Annotated in this window: 17 protein-coding genes; 2 read left to right on the forward strand and 15 right to left on the reverse strand. The window is 62.0% G+C overall.

From position 1 onward, the window contains the following. Positions 1 to 46: 46 nt before the first annotated feature. The 5 genes from pdxA to Cth01_RS02360 form a co-directional block, all read right to left on the reverse strand. Positions 47 to 1,105: a 4-hydroxythreonine-4-phosphate dehydrogenase PdxA gene (gene pdxA, locus Cth01_RS02340; RefSeq protein WP_082085624.1), complete on the reverse strand. Its 1,059-nt coding sequence runs from the start codon at positions 1,103 to 1,105 to the stop codon at positions 47 to 49. An 80-nt stretch (positions 1,106 to 1,185) separates the two neighbouring features. Continuing rightward, positions 1,186 to 1,944 carry a Nif3-like dinuclear metal center hexameric protein gene (locus tag Cth01_RS02345; RefSeq protein ID WP_072248213.1) on the reverse strand — a complete coding sequence of 253 codons (759 nt, stop codon included), beginning with the start codon at positions 1,942 to 1,944 and terminating at the stop codon, positions 1,186 to 1,188. 115 nt (positions 1,945 to 2,059) lie between these two features. Beyond that, positions 2,060 to 3,634, reverse strand: a complete 1,575-nt coding sequence (locus Cth01_RS02350; protein WP_045838441.1) for a malonate--CoA ligase — start codon at positions 3,632 to 3,634, stop codon at positions 2,060 to 2,062. 29 nt (positions 3,635 to 3,663) lie between these two features. After that, complete coding sequence (locus tag Cth01_RS02355; protein WP_045838442.1) at positions 3,664 to 4,626, reverse strand: Bug family tripartite tricarboxylate transporter substrate binding protein; 963 nt, start codon at positions 4,624 to 4,626, stop codon at positions 3,664 to 3,666. A gap of 50 nt (positions 4,627 to 4,676) precedes the next feature. Next, positions 4,677 to 5,426: an enoyl-CoA hydratase/isomerase family protein gene (locus tag Cth01_RS02360; RefSeq protein ID WP_034361347.1), complete on the reverse strand. Its 750-nt coding sequence runs from the start codon at positions 5,424 to 5,426 to the stop codon at positions 4,677 to 4,679. Between the two features lie 88 nt (positions 5,427 to 5,514). On the opposite strand from Cth01_RS02360, the gene Cth01_RS02365 reads away from it, so the two are divergent. Continuing rightward, positions 5,515 to 6,213 carry a GntR family transcriptional regulator gene (locus Cth01_RS02365; RefSeq protein ID WP_003062157.1) on the forward strand — a complete coding sequence of 233 codons (699 nt, stop codon included), beginning with the start codon at positions 5,515 to 5,517 and terminating at the stop codon, positions 6,211 to 6,213. Between the two features lie 28 nt (positions 6,214 to 6,241). Here Cth01_RS02365 and Cth01_RS02370 read toward each other — a convergent pair whose 3' ends face one another. Continuing rightward, positions 6,242 to 7,567: an MFS transporter gene (locus Cth01_RS02370; RefSeq protein ID WP_003062155.1), complete on the reverse strand. Its 1,326-nt coding sequence runs from the start codon at positions 7,565 to 7,567 to the stop codon at positions 6,242 to 6,244. A 364-nt stretch (positions 7,568 to 7,931) separates the two neighbouring features. Between Cth01_RS02370 and Cth01_RS02375 the strand changes: the two genes are divergently transcribed. Beyond that, a complete protein-coding gene (locus Cth01_RS02375; protein WP_045838443.1) occupies positions 7,932 to 9,092 on the forward strand; it encodes a trypsin-like peptidase domain-containing protein in 1,161 nt (386 codons plus the stop codon). A gap of 194 nt (positions 9,093 to 9,286) precedes the next feature. Here the strand turns inward: Cth01_RS02375 and tatC are convergent, their stop codons facing one another. The 9 genes from tatC to hisF form a co-directional block, all read right to left on the reverse strand. Continuing rightward, complete coding sequence (gene tatC, locus Cth01_RS02380) at positions 9,287 to 10,099, reverse strand: twin-arginine translocase subunit TatC (RefSeq protein WP_034357499.1); 813 nt, start codon at positions 10,097 to 10,099, stop codon at positions 9,287 to 9,289. Between the two features lie 156 nt (positions 10,100 to 10,255). Beyond that, positions 10,256 to 10,777, reverse strand: coding sequence for a Sec-independent protein translocase protein TatB (tatB, locus tag Cth01_RS02385; protein ID WP_003062149.1), 522 nt, complete (start codon positions 10,775 to 10,777; stop codon positions 10,256 to 10,258). Positions 10,778 to 10,799: 22 nt separating this feature from the next. Beyond that, on the reverse strand, positions 10,800 to 11,036 hold the full coding sequence (gene tatA, locus Cth01_RS02390; protein WP_003058595.1) for a Sec-independent protein translocase subunit TatA: 237 nt from the start codon (positions 11,034 to 11,036) through the stop codon (positions 10,800 to 10,802). A gap of 121 nt (positions 11,037 to 11,157) precedes the next feature. Then, the gene (locus Cth01_RS02395) at positions 11,158 to 11,523 is read right to left on the reverse strand and encodes a histidine triad nucleotide-binding protein (RefSeq protein WP_034357497.1); all 366 of its coding nucleotides are present in this window, start codon (positions 11,521 to 11,523) and stop codon (positions 11,158 to 11,160) included. A 97-nt stretch (positions 11,524 to 11,620) separates the two neighbouring features. Beyond that, complete coding sequence (locus tag Cth01_RS02400) at positions 11,621 to 12,664, reverse strand: patatin-like phospholipase family protein (RefSeq protein ID WP_034357495.1); 1,044 nt, start codon at positions 12,662 to 12,664, stop codon at positions 11,621 to 11,623. 269 nt (positions 12,665 to 12,933) lie between these two features. Then, complete coding sequence (locus Cth01_RS02405) at positions 12,934 to 13,332, reverse strand: DUF4870 family protein (protein ID WP_034409137.1); 399 nt, start codon at positions 13,330 to 13,332, stop codon at positions 12,934 to 12,936. An 11-nt stretch (positions 13,333 to 13,343) separates the two neighbouring features. Continuing rightward, a complete protein-coding gene (locus Cth01_RS02410) occupies positions 13,344 to 13,742 on the reverse strand; it encodes a phosphoribosyl-ATP diphosphatase (protein ID WP_034357492.1) in 399 nt (132 codons plus the stop codon). A gap of 4 nt (positions 13,743 to 13,746) precedes the next feature. Next, positions 13,747 to 14,175 carry a phosphoribosyl-AMP cyclohydrolase gene (gene hisI / locus Cth01_RS02415; protein ID WP_255538961.1) on the reverse strand — a complete coding sequence of 143 codons (429 nt, stop codon included), beginning with the start codon at positions 14,173 to 14,175 and terminating at the stop codon, positions 13,747 to 13,749. A gap of 72 nt (positions 14,176 to 14,247) precedes the next feature. Then, positions 14,248 to 15,048 (reverse strand): imidazole glycerol phosphate synthase subunit HisF, encoded by an 801-nt coding sequence (gene hisF / locus Cth01_RS02420; protein ID WP_003058607.1) that lies wholly within the window; start codon positions 15,046 to 15,048, stop codon positions 14,248 to 14,250. Positions 15,049 to 15,649 lie beyond the last annotated feature (601 nt).

The following is a 15,649-nucleotide window of genomic DNA, read 5'->3' on the forward strand; positions in this document are numbered from 1 at the left end:
GATGCCTGAAGCATTGACGACTGGTGAACCAGCAGTTGAAGTCCCATCAACTCGCCAGGCTGCGGGCCATATGCACGGCTTCAAGCAGGCTGGCCTCATCGGCCACTCCCTGACCGGCGATATCAAAGGCCGTGCCATGGTCGGGACTGGTGCGTACCAGCGGCAAACCCAGGGTCACGTTGACGCCTTTTTCCACACCCAAATATTTGACTGGGATCAACCCTTGGTCGTGGTACATCGCCAACACCACATCGAATTCACCCGGGTGGGCTGGCGTATTTCGCGCCCGCATGAAGACTGTGTCCGGCGCAAACGGTCCCTGCACATCCATGCCTTCTGCCTGTGCTGCCGCGATTGCCGGGGCAATGATTTCGATTTCTTCACGTCCGAAGATGCCGCCCTCGCCCGCATGCGGATTGAGCCCTGCCACGGCAATGCGAGGCGTACGTCCCAGGCTCTTGCCCAGCGCCTGATGCGTGATGCGCAAGGTCTGCAGAATCTGCGGCCCGGTCACGGCCTCGATGGCCTCGCGCAGCGACACATGGATGCTGACCAGCACGGTACGCAGCTCGTCATTGGCCAGCATCATGCGCACCGGCATCTGCTCCAGCGAAACGCCCGCATGGGCGGCCGCCTCGGCCTGCAGCAGCTCCGTATGCCCGGGGAAGGTCACGCCGGCCAGATGCAGTGCCTCTTTATGCAAGGGCGCCGTAACCATGGCGGCAATCTCGCCACGCAAAGCCGCTTGCGCAGCCCAGACCACGCATTGCGCCGCGGCCTGCCCGGCAGCCGCGCAAATCTGGCCATAGGGCTGAGGCCCCGCCAACCCCGGCAAGTTCAGCAGCGCGACGGCACCTTCCGGAACAGACCAGGCTTCACCCGGCTCATCGATCACCACCACGGGCTGGGCAATGGCCTGATCGCCGTCGACGGCCCTGGCGGCCAGCGCCGTGGCCCGGCGCAGAGTCTGCAACTCGCCCACTACAAAGCAGCCGCGCATGGCCTGCGGCGCAGCCCGAAAAGCCTTGGCGATGATTTCAGGCCCTATGCCTGCGCAGTCGCCCTGGGTGATGGCGATGGTTTGGGTTGAAGCAATGACGGACATAGGCATCAGAGTTGCCGCAAGCCTCCTGTTCCAAAGTGCTTGCAGCCATCAAAAGTGAAAGACGAAGGTCCAGGAGCGGATCAGGCCGGGTTGTCGATATCGATGAAGCGGTGCTCCAGCCCGCACTCCTGGGCTACATGGGCAGCCACGGCCGGAGCACCATAGCGCTCGGTCGCATGATGGCCGGCAGCAATAAAGCTCACGCCCATCTCTTGCGCCAGATGCATCTGGGGCTCGGAGATCTCGCCGGTGATATAGGCATCGGCGCCGGCGGCAATCGCGGACTCGAAAAAGCCCTGCGCCCCTCCGGTGCACCAGGCCAGCCTGCGAATCGGCTTGTGCTCCTGCACACCGGCCAGCGTCACCTTTCGCCCCAGCACGCTTTGCACATGCCCTGCCAGAGCGGCGGCATCGGCAAAGTCCACATCGGCCAGCCAGCCCAGGTTCTGGTCGCCGAATGCGGCCTGTCCCTGCACTCCGAGCCGCGCCCCGAGTTGCGCGTTATTGCCCAGTTCGGCATGGGCATCCAGCGGCAGGTGATAGGCAAACAGATTGATGTCATGCGCCAGCAGCAGACGGATGCGCTCCTTGAGCCAGCCCGTGATGCGACCATCCATGCCGCGCCAGAACAGACCGTGGTGCACGAAGATGGCATCGGCCCCGGCCTCGATCGCCGCCTCGATCAGGGCGCGACTGGCCGTCACACCGCTGACGATGCGACGAATCTCGCTCTTGCCTTCGACCTGCAGGCCGTTGGGTCCGTAGTCCTTGAAGCGTTCGGGCTGCAGCAAGGCGTCGAACGCCTGCAGCATGTCTTGGCGGGTGGTCATCATGGGCATGATTGTCGCACCCGCCGCACTTCAAGATAAGGAGCTGCTAACGCATGCAATCAAAGCATTTCAGTACGAAATACACCTAAATACCTTTGTTACCATGAGGTAGCAGCTATGGTTTTCAGAGAAACAAGTCCCGGTAGCGATCACGCAGCAGGTTTTTCTGCACCTTGCCCATGGTGTTGCGCGGCAGCTCCGAGACGACAACGCAGCGCTTGGGAATCTTGAAGTTGGCAAGCCGGGACTTGAGCGCGGCGACAATGGCGGCGCCGTCGAGTGGATGGCCGCTCCTGGCAACGACCACCGCCACCCCCACCTCGCCGAAATCCGGGTGCGGCACACCGACCAGGGCGCTCTCGGCCACGCCGGGCATATCGTTGATAAAGCCTTCGATCTCCGCCGGGTAGACGTTGTAACCGCCGCTGATGATCAAATCCTTGCTGCGACCCACGATGCTGACATAGCCACGCTCGTCGAGCCTGCCGACGTCGCCGGTCCTGAACCAGCCATCGGCCGTGAACTCCTGCGCCGTTTTCTCCGGCATGCGCCAATAGCCTTTGAAGATATTGGGTCCCCGGACCTCGATGGCACCGACCTCGCCCGTGGACAACGGCTGGCCGCTGTCGCCCGCCACGCGCACACTCACACCGGGCAGCGCAAAGCCCACGGTGCCGCCACGGCGCTCGTCCTGCCCGCCGTGGCGTGCATCGGGGCCGTAGGGATTGGAGGTGAGCATGATGGTTTCACTCATGCCATAGCGCTCGAGAATGGTGTGGCCTGTGCGCTGGCGCCACTCGCCAAAGGTCTCGATGAGCAGCGGCGCCGAGCCCGAGATGAACAGCCGCATCCGGCCGGCCGCCTCCCTGGTCAACGTCGGCTCAGCCAGCATGCGCACATACAGCGTAGGCACGCCCATGAACACGGTGGCGCGCGGCATGGCGGCGATCGCGGCTTTGGCGTCGAATTTCGACATCCAGATGATCTTGCTGCCATTGATCAGCGCACCATGGATGGCGACGAACAGCCCGTGCGCATGGAAGATAGGCAGGGCGTGGATCAGCACGTCACCGCCCTGCTCGCGCGTGCGCCAGCCCCAGTACTGCTTGAGCATGAGCGCGTTCGAGAGCAGATTGCCATGCGAGAGCATCGCCCCTTTGCTGCGCCCCGTGGTGCCACTGGTGTAGAGGATGGCGGCCAGATCATCGGCCTGGCGCGGCACGGGTGCATGCACCTCGTCGAAGCGCAGCGCCTGCTCCAGCAGGCTGCCGTCCTGCGCTTCGCCCAGCGTGAAAACATGCTGCGTGCCGCAGTCCGCCGCCACCTTTGCCACCCAGTCCATATTGGCGGGCGTGCAGACTACGACGGCGGGCTCGGCATTGCCGATGAAATATCCGATCTCGGCACTCTGGTAGGCAGTATTGAGCGGCAGGAACACATGACCGGCACGCAAGGTGGCCAGATACAGCATCAGTGCCTCGACCGACTTTTCCACCTGCACCGCGATACGGCTGGCGGCGGGCAGATCGAGCGAGGCCAACAGATTCGCCATGCGTGCGCTCATGCGATCCAGCTCGCGCCAGGTATAGAAAAGCGGTGCATCGGCCGGGGCCTGAGGCGATACCGCCTCGATGGCGACCTCGTCCAGATCGGCCGGGAAAGCCGCGCGCAGGGCGGTGAACATATTCATGTCAGACATATGGAAAACTCTCTTTGCTGGAAACCGCTTCATTGCCCTGCCATGGCGCGCTCGGCAACGGCTTTTTGCTTCTTGCCGTCGGCCTGGGCCCAGGCCTCGAACTCCTGGGACGATGCCGAGGGATAAGCCACAACGCCCTGCTTTTCAAGCTTGGCCTTGACTTCCGGGTCGCTCAAGGCCTGGCGGCTGGCCTCGAACAGCTTTTGCGTGATCTCCCTGGGCAGCTTGGCCGGCCCGTAGAGACCGAACCAGAGCGTGAAGTCCGCCCCATCGATGCCGGACTCCTGCATGGCCGGCAGGTCGGGGAACAGCTGCGAGCGCTGGGCCGTCGTCACAGCCATGATGCGCAGCTTGCCGCCGGCGGCCATCGGCATCACCGAGGGGGGCGTTCCGAAAGTCATGTCCACATCGCCCGCACCCACGGCCTGAATCGACGGCGCCCCGCCCTTGAACGGCACATGCAGCATGTCGATGCCAGCCGCATGCGCAAACGAGGCCCCCGCCAGATGCGTGACCACGCCCGTGCCGGATGAGGAATAGCTCAGCTTGCCGGGGTTCTTGCGCGCCCGCTCTATCAGGCCGGCCACGGTTTTCTCGGGAAAGTCCTTTTTCACCGCCAGCAGCATCGGCGAATCGCTCCAGCGCATGATGGGCGTGAAACTCCTGGCGCCGTCGTAGCGCGCACTCTTATAGAGAATCTGGTCGGTGCCGTAGAGATTGGCGGAGCCCAGCAGCAAGGTATAGCCGTCCGCAGGCGCCCGCGCCACCAGATCCGACGCAATCGTCGTGCCGGCGCCGGGGCGGTTGTCCACCAGCACTGCCTGGTTCAGCACCCGCCCCAGCTTCTCGCTGACGATGCGCGCCACAGCGTCGGCGCCGCCGCCGGGCGGAAAGCCCACCATCAGGGTGATGGGGCGCGACGGGTAGGCGTCCGCCAGTGCCAGGGCGCTGGCGCTCAGCAGGCAGACCGATATCAATGCTTTCTTGAACATGCTTGTCTCCTTGATGGAAGTTAGGGTTGTTTTTCGGCGCAACAGCGGCGCTAGCAGCCTTTGAAAACCGGTACGCGCTTCTCGCGCCAGGCCAGGCCGCCTTCGCGCAGATCCGCGGATTCGACCGAGCGCTGCACGTCGCGCGCAATCGCCTCGCGGTCTTGGCGGCCGCAGGCAATCAGATTCAGGTGTTTCTTCATGCCGGACAAAGCCAGGGGCGCCATTGCGCCGATCGTCTCGGCCAGAGCCGCCACGGTCTCGTCGAGCTGCGGCGCCGCCGCCAGATGCGTCAGAAAGCCGCAGGCCTTCATCTGCTCGGCATCCAGGCGCTCGCCGGTCAGGAACAGGCGCTTGGCGGTATCGAGTCCCAGGCGACTGACATAGCGCTCCATTCCTGAGGCGTAGAAATGCAGGCCCAGCCGCGCCGCAGGCATGAACATGTCTGCCGCCATCGAACCCACGCGAAAGTCGCAAGCCAGCGCCAGATCGGTCCCGCCGCCATAGACGCCGCCCTGGATGGCGGCGATGGTCACCGCACGGCACTGCTCCACCACGTCCACCATTTCGCCGAAGCTGCTGCCTTCGCTCTGGCTGTTTTCGATTTGTGATATATCGTAGCCACTGCAGAAATACTTGCCTTCGCTACGCAGCACCAGCACCCGCACCTCCGATCTGCGATTGACGCTCTCGATGGATTCCATGAGCACCGGCAAGTCATCGGGCGCCAGGCGGTTTGCCACCGTGGGGCGCTGGAGAGTAATGGTTGCGATATGGTCTTGGTAGTGCAGTCTTGGACTCATGCGTATCAGACATATAAATAGATATATCTAATATTGAACAATGAACCCCAAACCTTCACCAAGGGAAGAAACCCTAGACGCGCCCAGCATGCAGGACCGCATCCGCCTGGCTCTGGAGCAGGATCTGCGCAACGGCGCATTGCGGCCAGGTGCCGCCATCGACGAACAGGCGCTGTGCGAGCGCTTCCAGGCCTCGCGCACGCCGGTCCGCGAGGCCTTGCTGCTGCTGTCCGCCAAGGGGATGGTGAGCATTCTTCCGCGCGTGGGCATCTACGTGCGCCACCTCGATCCCCGCGAGCTGATTGCGATGATGGAAGGGCTTGCCGAGCTGGAAGGCGTGCTGGCGCGCCTGGCGGCCCGGCGCATCAACGCTGAGCAGAGAGCGCAGTTGCAGGCCGCTCTCGCGCAGACCGCTGCCCATGCCCAGAAAGCCGATTCGATAGCCTATGAGCAAGCGAATGCCAGATTGCACGATCTGATATATCAATCCAGCGGAAACACCTTTATCGTCGAGCAGACCCGCGAGGCCAGGCTCAGGGTCGCACCGTACCGCAGCAAGATGTTCGAAAAGCCGGAGCGGCTACTGCACTCCCAGGCCGAGCATGAAGCCGTGGTGGCCGCCATTCTGGCGGGCAACAGCGAAGTTGCTGCCGAGGCCATGCGCAACCATATATCGGCGGGCGGCAGCGCCTTTGCCGACATGGTGCTGAGCACCGTGTCCGCGCAGCTCATGCAGCCGCGCCGCCGCAAACGCGCGAGCAGTGAAAAAAAAGGCAGCCACTGCTGACTGCCTTTTCTCATCCGCCTGTGCAGGCTCACGCTTTGCGCGGCTGCCAACCCTTGCAGGCCAGAGGCCAGAAGCCCATGGCCATGCCCAGCACGCCCATGGCCGCCACATAGTGGGCGGGAGCCATCACATCCACCTGCTGCCACACGGACACCAGCATGGGAGTCAGACCGCCGAACACGGCATAGGCCATGTTGTAGGAGAAGGACAGACCGGTGAAGCGCACCTCGGGCGGGAAGGCCCGCACACCCACCACGGGCAGCAGCGAGATGGAGCCCACGAAGAAGCCCACGGTCGCATAGTTGCAGATCAGCGATGCCTCGTTGCCAGGCAGGTTCAGGTAGAACAGATAGGCCGTGGCCGTCATGCCGCCCCAGCCGATGAGCATGGTCAGCTTGGTGCCGATCTTGTCGGACAGCCAGCCCCAGAACACGCAGCCTATGGTCAGCGTCACGGTCGCCACGGCATTGGCCTTCAGGGCCATGGCAGGCTCGATGTGGAACACCTTTTGCAGATAGGCCGGCGTGAACAGAATCACCACCACGATCGCCGTGGACAGCACCCAGGTCATCAGCGCCACGACGACGCAGGCTTCCCGGTGGTCGCGCAAGATGGTCTTGATCGGCAGTTCGCGGTCAGCGGCCTTGCGGGCCTGCAGTTCCTGGAAGATGGGGGTCTCGTGCAGGAACTTGCGCAGATACACCGACACCAGACCGAAGACACCGCCCAGGATGAAGGGGATGCGCCAGGCCCAGTCGTGGATCTCGCCCTGGCTGTAGGTGCTGTTGAGCCAGACCCCGATGATGGAGCCCAGGAAAATGCCGCCGGTAATGCCGGAGGTCAGTGCGCCGATCGCAAAGCCGTAACGCTTCTGGGGAGCATGCTCGGCCACGAACACCCAGGCACCGGGCATTTCACCGCCGATGGCAGCCCCTTGCATCACGCGCATCAGCAGCAGCAGGATGGGAGCGGCCAAGCCTATGGTTTCATAGGTCGGCAGCAGGCCGATGACCAGCGTGGGCACGGCCATCAGGAACACCGACAGCGTGAACATCTTCTTGCGGCCCAGGATGTCGCCGAAGTGGGCAATCAAAATGCCGCCGATGGGGCGCGCCAGATAGCCAGCCGCGAAAATGCCCAGCGTCTGCAGCTGGCGCATCCACTCCGGCAGCGAGGCTGGAAAGAACAGGCTGCCAATCACATTGGCAAAAAAGACGAACACCACGAAGTCGTAAAACTCCAGCGTTCCGCCCAGGGCCGATAAGCCCAGGGTCTTGTAGTCCTCCCGGTTCAGGAGACGATTCGTCGCTGCAGCCGGCGCGTCAGCCGATGCAGCGTGGTCAAGCGTAGTCATGGTGTTTCCTAGATCGAACAACAGGACAGCGCGGATAAGGCCGCTGATCACGGGTCAACGTGCAGTGGCAGACCGATTGCGGCGGGCTTCAGATGCAAAGCCACACCAGACCGAATATGAGCACCTTGTGGGCAGTCACTTCAGTAACGGCGGCGTAAGCGCAGTCGAAAAAACATTCTAGGGTTTCCACTCATATATCCTGGACACATAAAACTTTAGGTGCTTGCAGTCCTATAGCCATGGGCCCTGCATTCTGCAAAGCTTTGCGTTATGCATTTGCTTGCAAGCAAATGTTCGCTTCGACGCCTGGCGCAGCCATGCTTCACAATGTGGGCTTGTTCCCTTCACTACCTATACGCATTACATGAAACGCACCTGGTTGCTGTTTTCGCAGGTCGTCACCGTGCTGGTGGCTATCTATTTTGTAGTGGCTACCCTACAGCCCACTTGGCTTCAGCGCGGAAATATCCGTAGCAGTGCCGGTGTTTCGCTGCTGCAGGCTCCATCCACTCCAGCGGGTGAAGTCGCTCCCGGCAGCTTTGCGCCTGCCGCGCGCAAGGCCTCGCCCGCCGTGGTCAGCATCAACACCAGCAAGGCGGTTCGCCACCCGCGCGCCAACGATCCCTGGTTCCAATTCTTCTTTGGCGATCAGGGTCCACAGGAGCAATCTGGTTTGGGTAGTGGCGTCATCATCAGTCAAGATGGCTACATCCTCACCAACAACCATGTGGTGGAAGGCGCCGACGATATCGAGGTCACGCTGACCGATAGCCGTCAGGCCAAGGCCAAGATCATTGGAACAGACCCCGAGACTGATCTGGCCATTCTCAAGATCGAGCTCGACAAGCTGCCCGTCATCGTGCTGGGCAACTCCGATCAGGTCGCTGTGGGCGACCGCGTGCTGGCCATCGGCAACCCCTTCGGTGTGGGCCAGACAGTGACCAGCGGCATCATCAGCGCTCTGGGCCGCAGCCAGCTGGGCATCAACACCTTCGAGAACTTCATCCAGACCGACGCAGCCATCAACCCCGGCAACTCCGGCGGTGCGCTGGTGGATGCCAACGGCAATCTGCTGGGCATCAACACGGCCATCTACTCGCGCTCTGGCGGCAGCATGGGCATCGGGTTCGCGATTCCCGTCTCCACTGCCAAGATGGTGCTGGACGGCATCGTCAAGGACGGCAAGGTCACGCGCGGCTGGATCGGCGTGGAGCCCAACGAACTCTCGCCCGAGCTGGCCGAGACCTTTGGCGTCAAGGCCGATGCCGGCGTCATCATCACCGGCGTGCTGCAGGCCGGCCCCGCCGCCCAGGCCGGCATGCGTCCCGGCGACGTAATCGTCAAGGTGGGCGAGACCGCGACCCGCAATGTCTCCGAACTGCTCACAGCCGTGGCCTCGCTCAAGCCCGGCGAAGCCGCCAAGTTCGATGTGCGCCGCGGCGACAGCGAAGTGGTGCTGGACATCACTCCGGGAGCCCGACCAGCAGCCAGCACCTTGCAGCAACAGGGTCACCCACGCCGCTGATTGCAGCGCCAACAAACCGAAAAGCCAGCGCCAGCCGCTGGCTTTTTTCATGCTCCGGCCAGGCCAGCCACAACTTCTTCAACACGATTCATCAAGAGATATGACTCAAGCACTGATGGAAAAAATTGCAGACAGTCATCAAAACAAAAGCCCTTGAATTGCTTCAAGGGCTTTGCAGGAGGTCGGGGCGAAGATCAGTGGCCGTCCGAGGATTTCTCCACTTCCGAGCCCGTGCCTTCCTCGGCATCGGGCGCACGCGATACCCTGCTGAACCAGCCGGCGCCCAGAATGCCAATCTCGTAGAGCAGGCACATGGGCAAGGCCAGGGCCAGCTGAGAGATCACATCGGGCGGCGTGATGACGGCAGCAATCACAAAGGCCAGCACCACGAAATAGCCGCGGAAGGCCTTGAGCTTTTCGATCTCCACCAGACCGAAGCGCACCAACAGCATCACCACGATGGGCACCTGGAAAGCCGCCGCAAAAGCGATGTAGAGCGACAGAATCGCTTCCACATACGAGGCGATGTCGGGCGTGGCCGCCACGCTGGCAGGCGTGAAGTGCTGGATGAACTTGAACATATTGCCCAGCACAAAGAACTGTACGAAGGCAATGCCGGCATAGGCCAGCAGGCTGCCGAACAGGATCAGCGGCAGGGCGAACTTCTTCTCGTGGCTGTACAGGCCCGGTGCCACAAAGGCCCAGATCTGGTACATGATCCAGGGCAGCGCCAGCAGCACGGCCACCATCATCAACACCTTGAGCGGCACGAAGAAGGGCGAGAAAACGCCCACCGCAATCAGCTTGGCGCCGGGCGGCATATGCTCCTTGATGGGCAGGGCGATGAAGTCGATCAGGCCATCGGGGCCCGGCCAGAACATCAACAGCCCGACGCCGATCAAAACGCCATACAGGCTGTAGAGCAGGCGATCACGCAGCTCCATCAGGTGCTGGACAAACGGCTGCTCCGTGCCGGCGAGTTCGTCTTCTTTAGAGGGTTCGGACATGGTGCAAAACCGCGTCGGAGCCCGATCGGCTCCACACGCTTGAGAAACAACAACGCCCGCGGATCACGGGCAAAGAGCGACATGCGGGCAGCAGGGCCTGGCCCCTGGGGCCGGCCATGGCCGACCTTGCGGCCGGCAGGCTGCTGAGCTGCATGTTCAATGGAACTTCTTGGGGCGAAAGCGCGCCACGCGTGCCGCACCCGACTGGACCTTGCTGCGTACCCCGGCGCGGGCCTTGTACCACTGGGGCACGGCACCGCGCTTGACGCGCCAGTTCTTGCGCGGATGGCGATAGCTTGGCACCACGCTGCTGTGCGTATCCAGACCGGTGTAGCCGCCTTCTGCGTCATAGGAGCCGAAGGACGAAGCCGAAGTCATGTTCGAGTCGTCGCGCAGGTCCTTGGTCGCATCGCTCCAGTCCTTTTCAAGATCGGAGGCCTGATTGCGCATGCTGGACTCCACGTCCCGCGCGGCGGTCTCGACCGTGTCCTTCATCTTGCGCAGCTCATCGAGCTCCATGGAGCGGTTGACCTCGGCCTTGACGTCGGACACATAGCGCTGTGCCCTGCCAAGCAAGGTGCCCACCATGCGGGCCACGCGCGGCAGTTTCTCGGGACCGATGACCACCAGGGCCACGGCACCGATCAGCGCCATTTTGGACAGGCCAATATCAAACATCTAAATGTCAGTCCTGCCGCGATCAGCTCTTTTGCTTGGCTTCCACGTCGATGGTGGCCTTTTCGGCAGCCTGCTGGTTGGCCACTTGGCCGGTCGCAGCATTGGCATCGGCGTCAGTCGCGCCGTCCTTCATGCCGTCCTTGAAGCCCTTGACGGCGCCGCCCAGGTCGGAGCCGATGTTCTTGAGCTTCTTGGTGCCGAACACCAGAACCACGATGAGCAGCACGATCGCCCAGTGCCAGATAGAAAACGAGCCCATGAGAATCTCCTAGAAATTGCAAACCATTTTAGACGGGGCTTGTGACAGATACGAATCAATCACCCAAAAAGCCTGCAGCGCACAGCTCTATCGCCGCGTGCAGGCCCGGTGCGCCGCCTGATCAGCCCTTGAGCCAGGGGCGCGGGCCGCCCATGACGTGCAGGTGCAGATGGTGCACTTCCTGCCCGCCTTCGCTGCCGGTGTTGACCACGATACGGAATCCGCCATCGGGATAAGGGTTGCAGCCCTGCTCCATCGCCAGCTTGGGAGCCAGCGCCATCATGCGACCCAGCAGGGGCGCATCCTCGGCGCCGACCTGGGCCATGGAGGGGATGTGCTTCTTGGGAATCACCAGAAAGTGCACGGGCGCCCCCGGGTGAATGTCATGGAAGGCGAACAGCTCCTCGTCTTCATAGACCTTTCGCGAAGGAATCTCGCCCTTGGCGATGCGGCAGAAAATGCAATGGGGGTCGTGGTGGTCGTGCATGGTCTCAGGTATCTCTACGGTTCAGTATTCTGGACGCCCTGCGCTATCCATGGCCTAGGAGGCCAGGAAGCAGGCAATGGCGTCGCCCCCTGCGGGGCTATCCCCTATTCTCGTTGAATCGCAGCGTCTGCTTGACGCCAAGGTGCTCGCGGTTGAGCTGCAGCCATTGCTGGCCGCGCTCGCGTCCCAGCTCGAACAGCTTGCGCACCATGCCCATGTCTGCGCGCACCTTGCTTGAGGCGCCAAAGGGCTTGAGCACCGAGCCGCCATCGATGCGGTGCATCAGCACATGCTTGTAGCGCTCGGGGTCCAGGCGCTTTTGCTCCAGCAGCTTGACCACAAACTCGATGGCCCTCAACTCGGCCAGCAAGCTGGCGTTGAAGGTGATTTCGTTCATGCGATCCATGATCTCGCGGGCCGTGTCGGGCGAGACATCGGACTCCTTGGGATTGATCTGCACCAGCAGGATGTCCCTGCTCCGGGTCTCGTAGATCAGCGGATACAGGGCCGGATTGCCCGAGAACCCGCCGTCCCAGTAGCACTCCCCGTCAATCTCCACTGCCTTGAACAGTTGCGGCAGGCAGGCCGAGGCCATGATGGCGTCTGCCGTCACCTGCTCGCCCTTGAAGATCTTGCCGCCGCCCGTGCGCACATTGGTGGCGCAGATGAAGAGCTTGGGCACCACGCTGGGGTGCTCGGGATGCGCCAGCATCTCGAAGTCCACCACCCGGGTGAGCAGTTGTCGCAGCGGGTTGATATTGAGCGGATTGGTCTGATAGGGCGACAGAAACTGGTTGAGCACGCCCATGAACTGCTTGCTGCCCGGCAACGGTGCGGCCCAGAACATCTTGCCCACGCTGCCCATGGTGCCCACGCCCTCCCACAGCTCGCGCAGAGACTGGCGCGCCAGTTGCCGTCCCAGGTAACGGGCATCGTCCACTTTCTTTTCCTGCGCGGCCGCCTGCGCGAAACCATGGGCCAGCGCCACGGCGTTCATGGCACCGGCACTGGTGCCGCTGATGCCTTCGAAGATCAGTCCGTCATCGTCCAGCAATGCATCCAGCACGCCCCAGGTCAGCGCACCATGCGATCCCCCGCCTTGCAGGGCCAGGTTGAGGGTATGGGAAGTCTCTGCAGCCATGGCACGATCCTGTGAGGGTTGAGGAACCAAGCAAGGGGCTTGGGACTTACGCAAGCAAGAAGGCACAGCGGGCATATCCATGGACAAAACACCATGCCCGATTCGAATCCGCTTAAGTCCTGGAGCTTATCCAGCACCGCGAGCATTGCACAGGCCCAGGCCCCGTGTCAGCCTGCCACCCCGAATCTGTTGCAGCGCAGCACAACCGCTTGCAAAAACAAAAAAGCCCCGGCCGTAAAGCGGGGGCTTGGGTGTCTGGCAAGTGCGGTTCAGGGCTGGATCGCGCGATTCTTGTTCATGGCGATCATGCCGCTGACGATGCGGTAGAGGAACCAGATGGAGATCAGCACCCAGGCAGGGTTGAAGATCAAGAGGCCCAGCAGGAAGAACGGGAAAGTCACCGCATAGAGCACGATGGCCCAGAGCACGCTGCGCAGCCGCCAGGAAAAATGACTCTCCTGCCAGGTGCCACGCGCATCATCACGCTTGACCAGATCGATGACAACTGCAATCAGCAACAGCAGCACACTGACCTGCGCGCCCGGGAGCACGGCGGCCACGGCCACGACCAGGTGCAGCAGATAGCTGACCCAGCCCCAGGCCTTCAGGCCCTCGATCTCGGTAGAGCTGCTGCTGCCTACATCGATGATGTCGCGATCGTCATTCATGCGCTTCCTCCTTATTGCTTGGCCGCCCCTTCCTGAGCAGCGCGTTCCTGGGCCTTGCGCAGGGCTTTTTCCTCCAGACCGCTGGTGCCCTCGCGGCGCTCCAGCTCGGCCACCACCTCTGCGGGTGTCAGCCCGTAGTGCGACAGCGCAATCATGGAATGAAACCACAGATCCGCCACTTCATAGAGGATCTTGCCCTTGTCCGCACCATGATCGACATCCTTGGCGGCCATGACGACCTCGGTGGCCTCTTCGCCGATCTTCTTCAGAAAGGCGTCAGGCCCCTTGTGCAGCAGGCGCGCGACATAGCTTTTTTCAGGGTCGCCACCATTGGCGACCTTGCGGCTTTCGATCACGGCGGCCAGACGGGCCAGTGCGCCCTCGATCGACGCGGTGTTTTGTTCAGACATGACTTTATTTGTAGATGGAAGCAGGATCTTTCAAGACCGGATCGACAGCAAGCCACTGTCCGTCCTTGAAAACGCTGTAGAAGCAGGAGTGGCGGCCGGTATGGCAGGCAATACCGGGATCATGCCCCTCTTGCGTGATCTTGAGCAAAACCACGTCGTTATCGCAGTCGATGCGCATCTCATGCACGGTCTGCACATGGCCGGACTCCTCGCCCTTGAACCACAGCTTGTTGCGCGAGCGGCTGAAGTAGACGGCACGCCCCAGCTCGGCGGTCTTTTCCAGTGCCTCGCGGTTCATCCAGGCAAACATGACCACGTCGCCGCTGCTTTGCTCCTGCGCAATCACGGGCACCAGACCCTGCGCATCCCATTTGACTTGATCGAGCCAGCTCATTGCAGACCTTTGCTTTGTATAGCTGCCAGCGCAGGCCAGCAGCTAACATCAACCATAAAACATATGGAAAGCCGCTTGTAGCCTGCGCAAGCTGCTCTCAAAACAACTACTTTAGAGACGCACGGGAATGCCGCGCGCGCGCATGCATTCCTTGGCCTGCTGCACGGTGTACTCGCCATAGTGGAAGATGCTGGCGGCCAGCACGGCATCGGCGCCGCCGATGGTCACGCCATCGGCCAGATCTTCGAGATTGCCGACACCGCCCGAGGCGATCACGGGCACGGCCACGGCATCAGCCACGGCACGCGTGAGCTTCAGATCGAAGCCGCTCTTGGTGCCGTCCTTGTCCATGCTGGTCAGCAGGATCTCGCCGGCACCGCGCCTGGCCATCTCTTCGGCCCAGCGCACCACATCCAGCCCCACATTCTTGCGGCCGCCGTGGCTGTACACATCCCAGCCCGGCCCCATGGGCGTGCCGCCGGGACCGATGCGCTGCTCGTCCTCGGGCGTGCGGCGCTTGGCGTCGATGGCCACCACGATGCATTGCGCGCCATACTTGTCGCTGCAGGCATTGATGGTGTCCGGGTTGGCAATGGCGGCGGAGTTGAAGCTGGTCTTGTCGGCTCCGGCATTGAGCAGGCGACGCACATCTTCCACGCTGCGCACGCCACCGCCCACGGTCAGCGGAATGAAGACCTGCGAAGCCACGGCCTCGATGATGGGCAGAATCAGGTCACGGCCATCGCTGGTGGCCGTGATGTCCAGAAAGGTCAGCTCGTCTGCACCCTGGGCGTTGTAGCGTGCGGCAATTTCCACCGGGTCGCCCGCATCGCGCAGCTCCAGAAAATTGACGCCCTTGACCACGCGGCCGCCGGTCACGTCAAGGCAGGGAATGATGCGTTTGGCAAGCATGGACCAGTCTCGGAATATCTACGAACAAGGAGACCAAAGATACCACGGCCTCGCCGCTGCCTAGGGCATCTGCCGACGGCGCCCCCCTGCCGCTGCCATGGCATTGCCAGCTGGCTTCGGCGGCACGCAGCCCGGCCACAGCCATCGCATCGCGAGTCAAACCCGCTCGATTTGAAACGATTCAACTCAGCAGCAGCCCCAATCCATAAAGTGGCACAAAATCCCCGTGCTCCCAATTGAATAACAGTAAACACAGAGCCGGCCTCACGATTTATTGTTTTCAGCCGCAATCTCTTTCCTGCATCGATATTCCGGCTGCGATTAACTGGCGCACATAGAACCATCGCCCACTCCTGACCAGGCATGCCACAGGCGATCCGGAAATAAAGGCACTGATATTCTCAATGAGAAGCCTCCACACCTGCGAGAAGCTGCACTGCCGAGAGCGGCATATGACTGCGTGACAAGCAAAGCTATTGCGGATTGGGCTTCGGCAAGCCACCTGACGCTAGGGTTGACAGCAATGCAAAGCAATCTCGACCAGGCAGCGAAATACCTTAAATATTGTGTATAAAACCCCAATTCGGCATCCAAATATTCA

This window comes from Comamonas thiooxydans (genome assembly GCF_000964545.1).
GTDB lineage: Bacteria > Pseudomonadota > Gammaproteobacteria > Burkholderiales > Burkholderiaceae_C > Comamonas > Comamonas thiooxydans.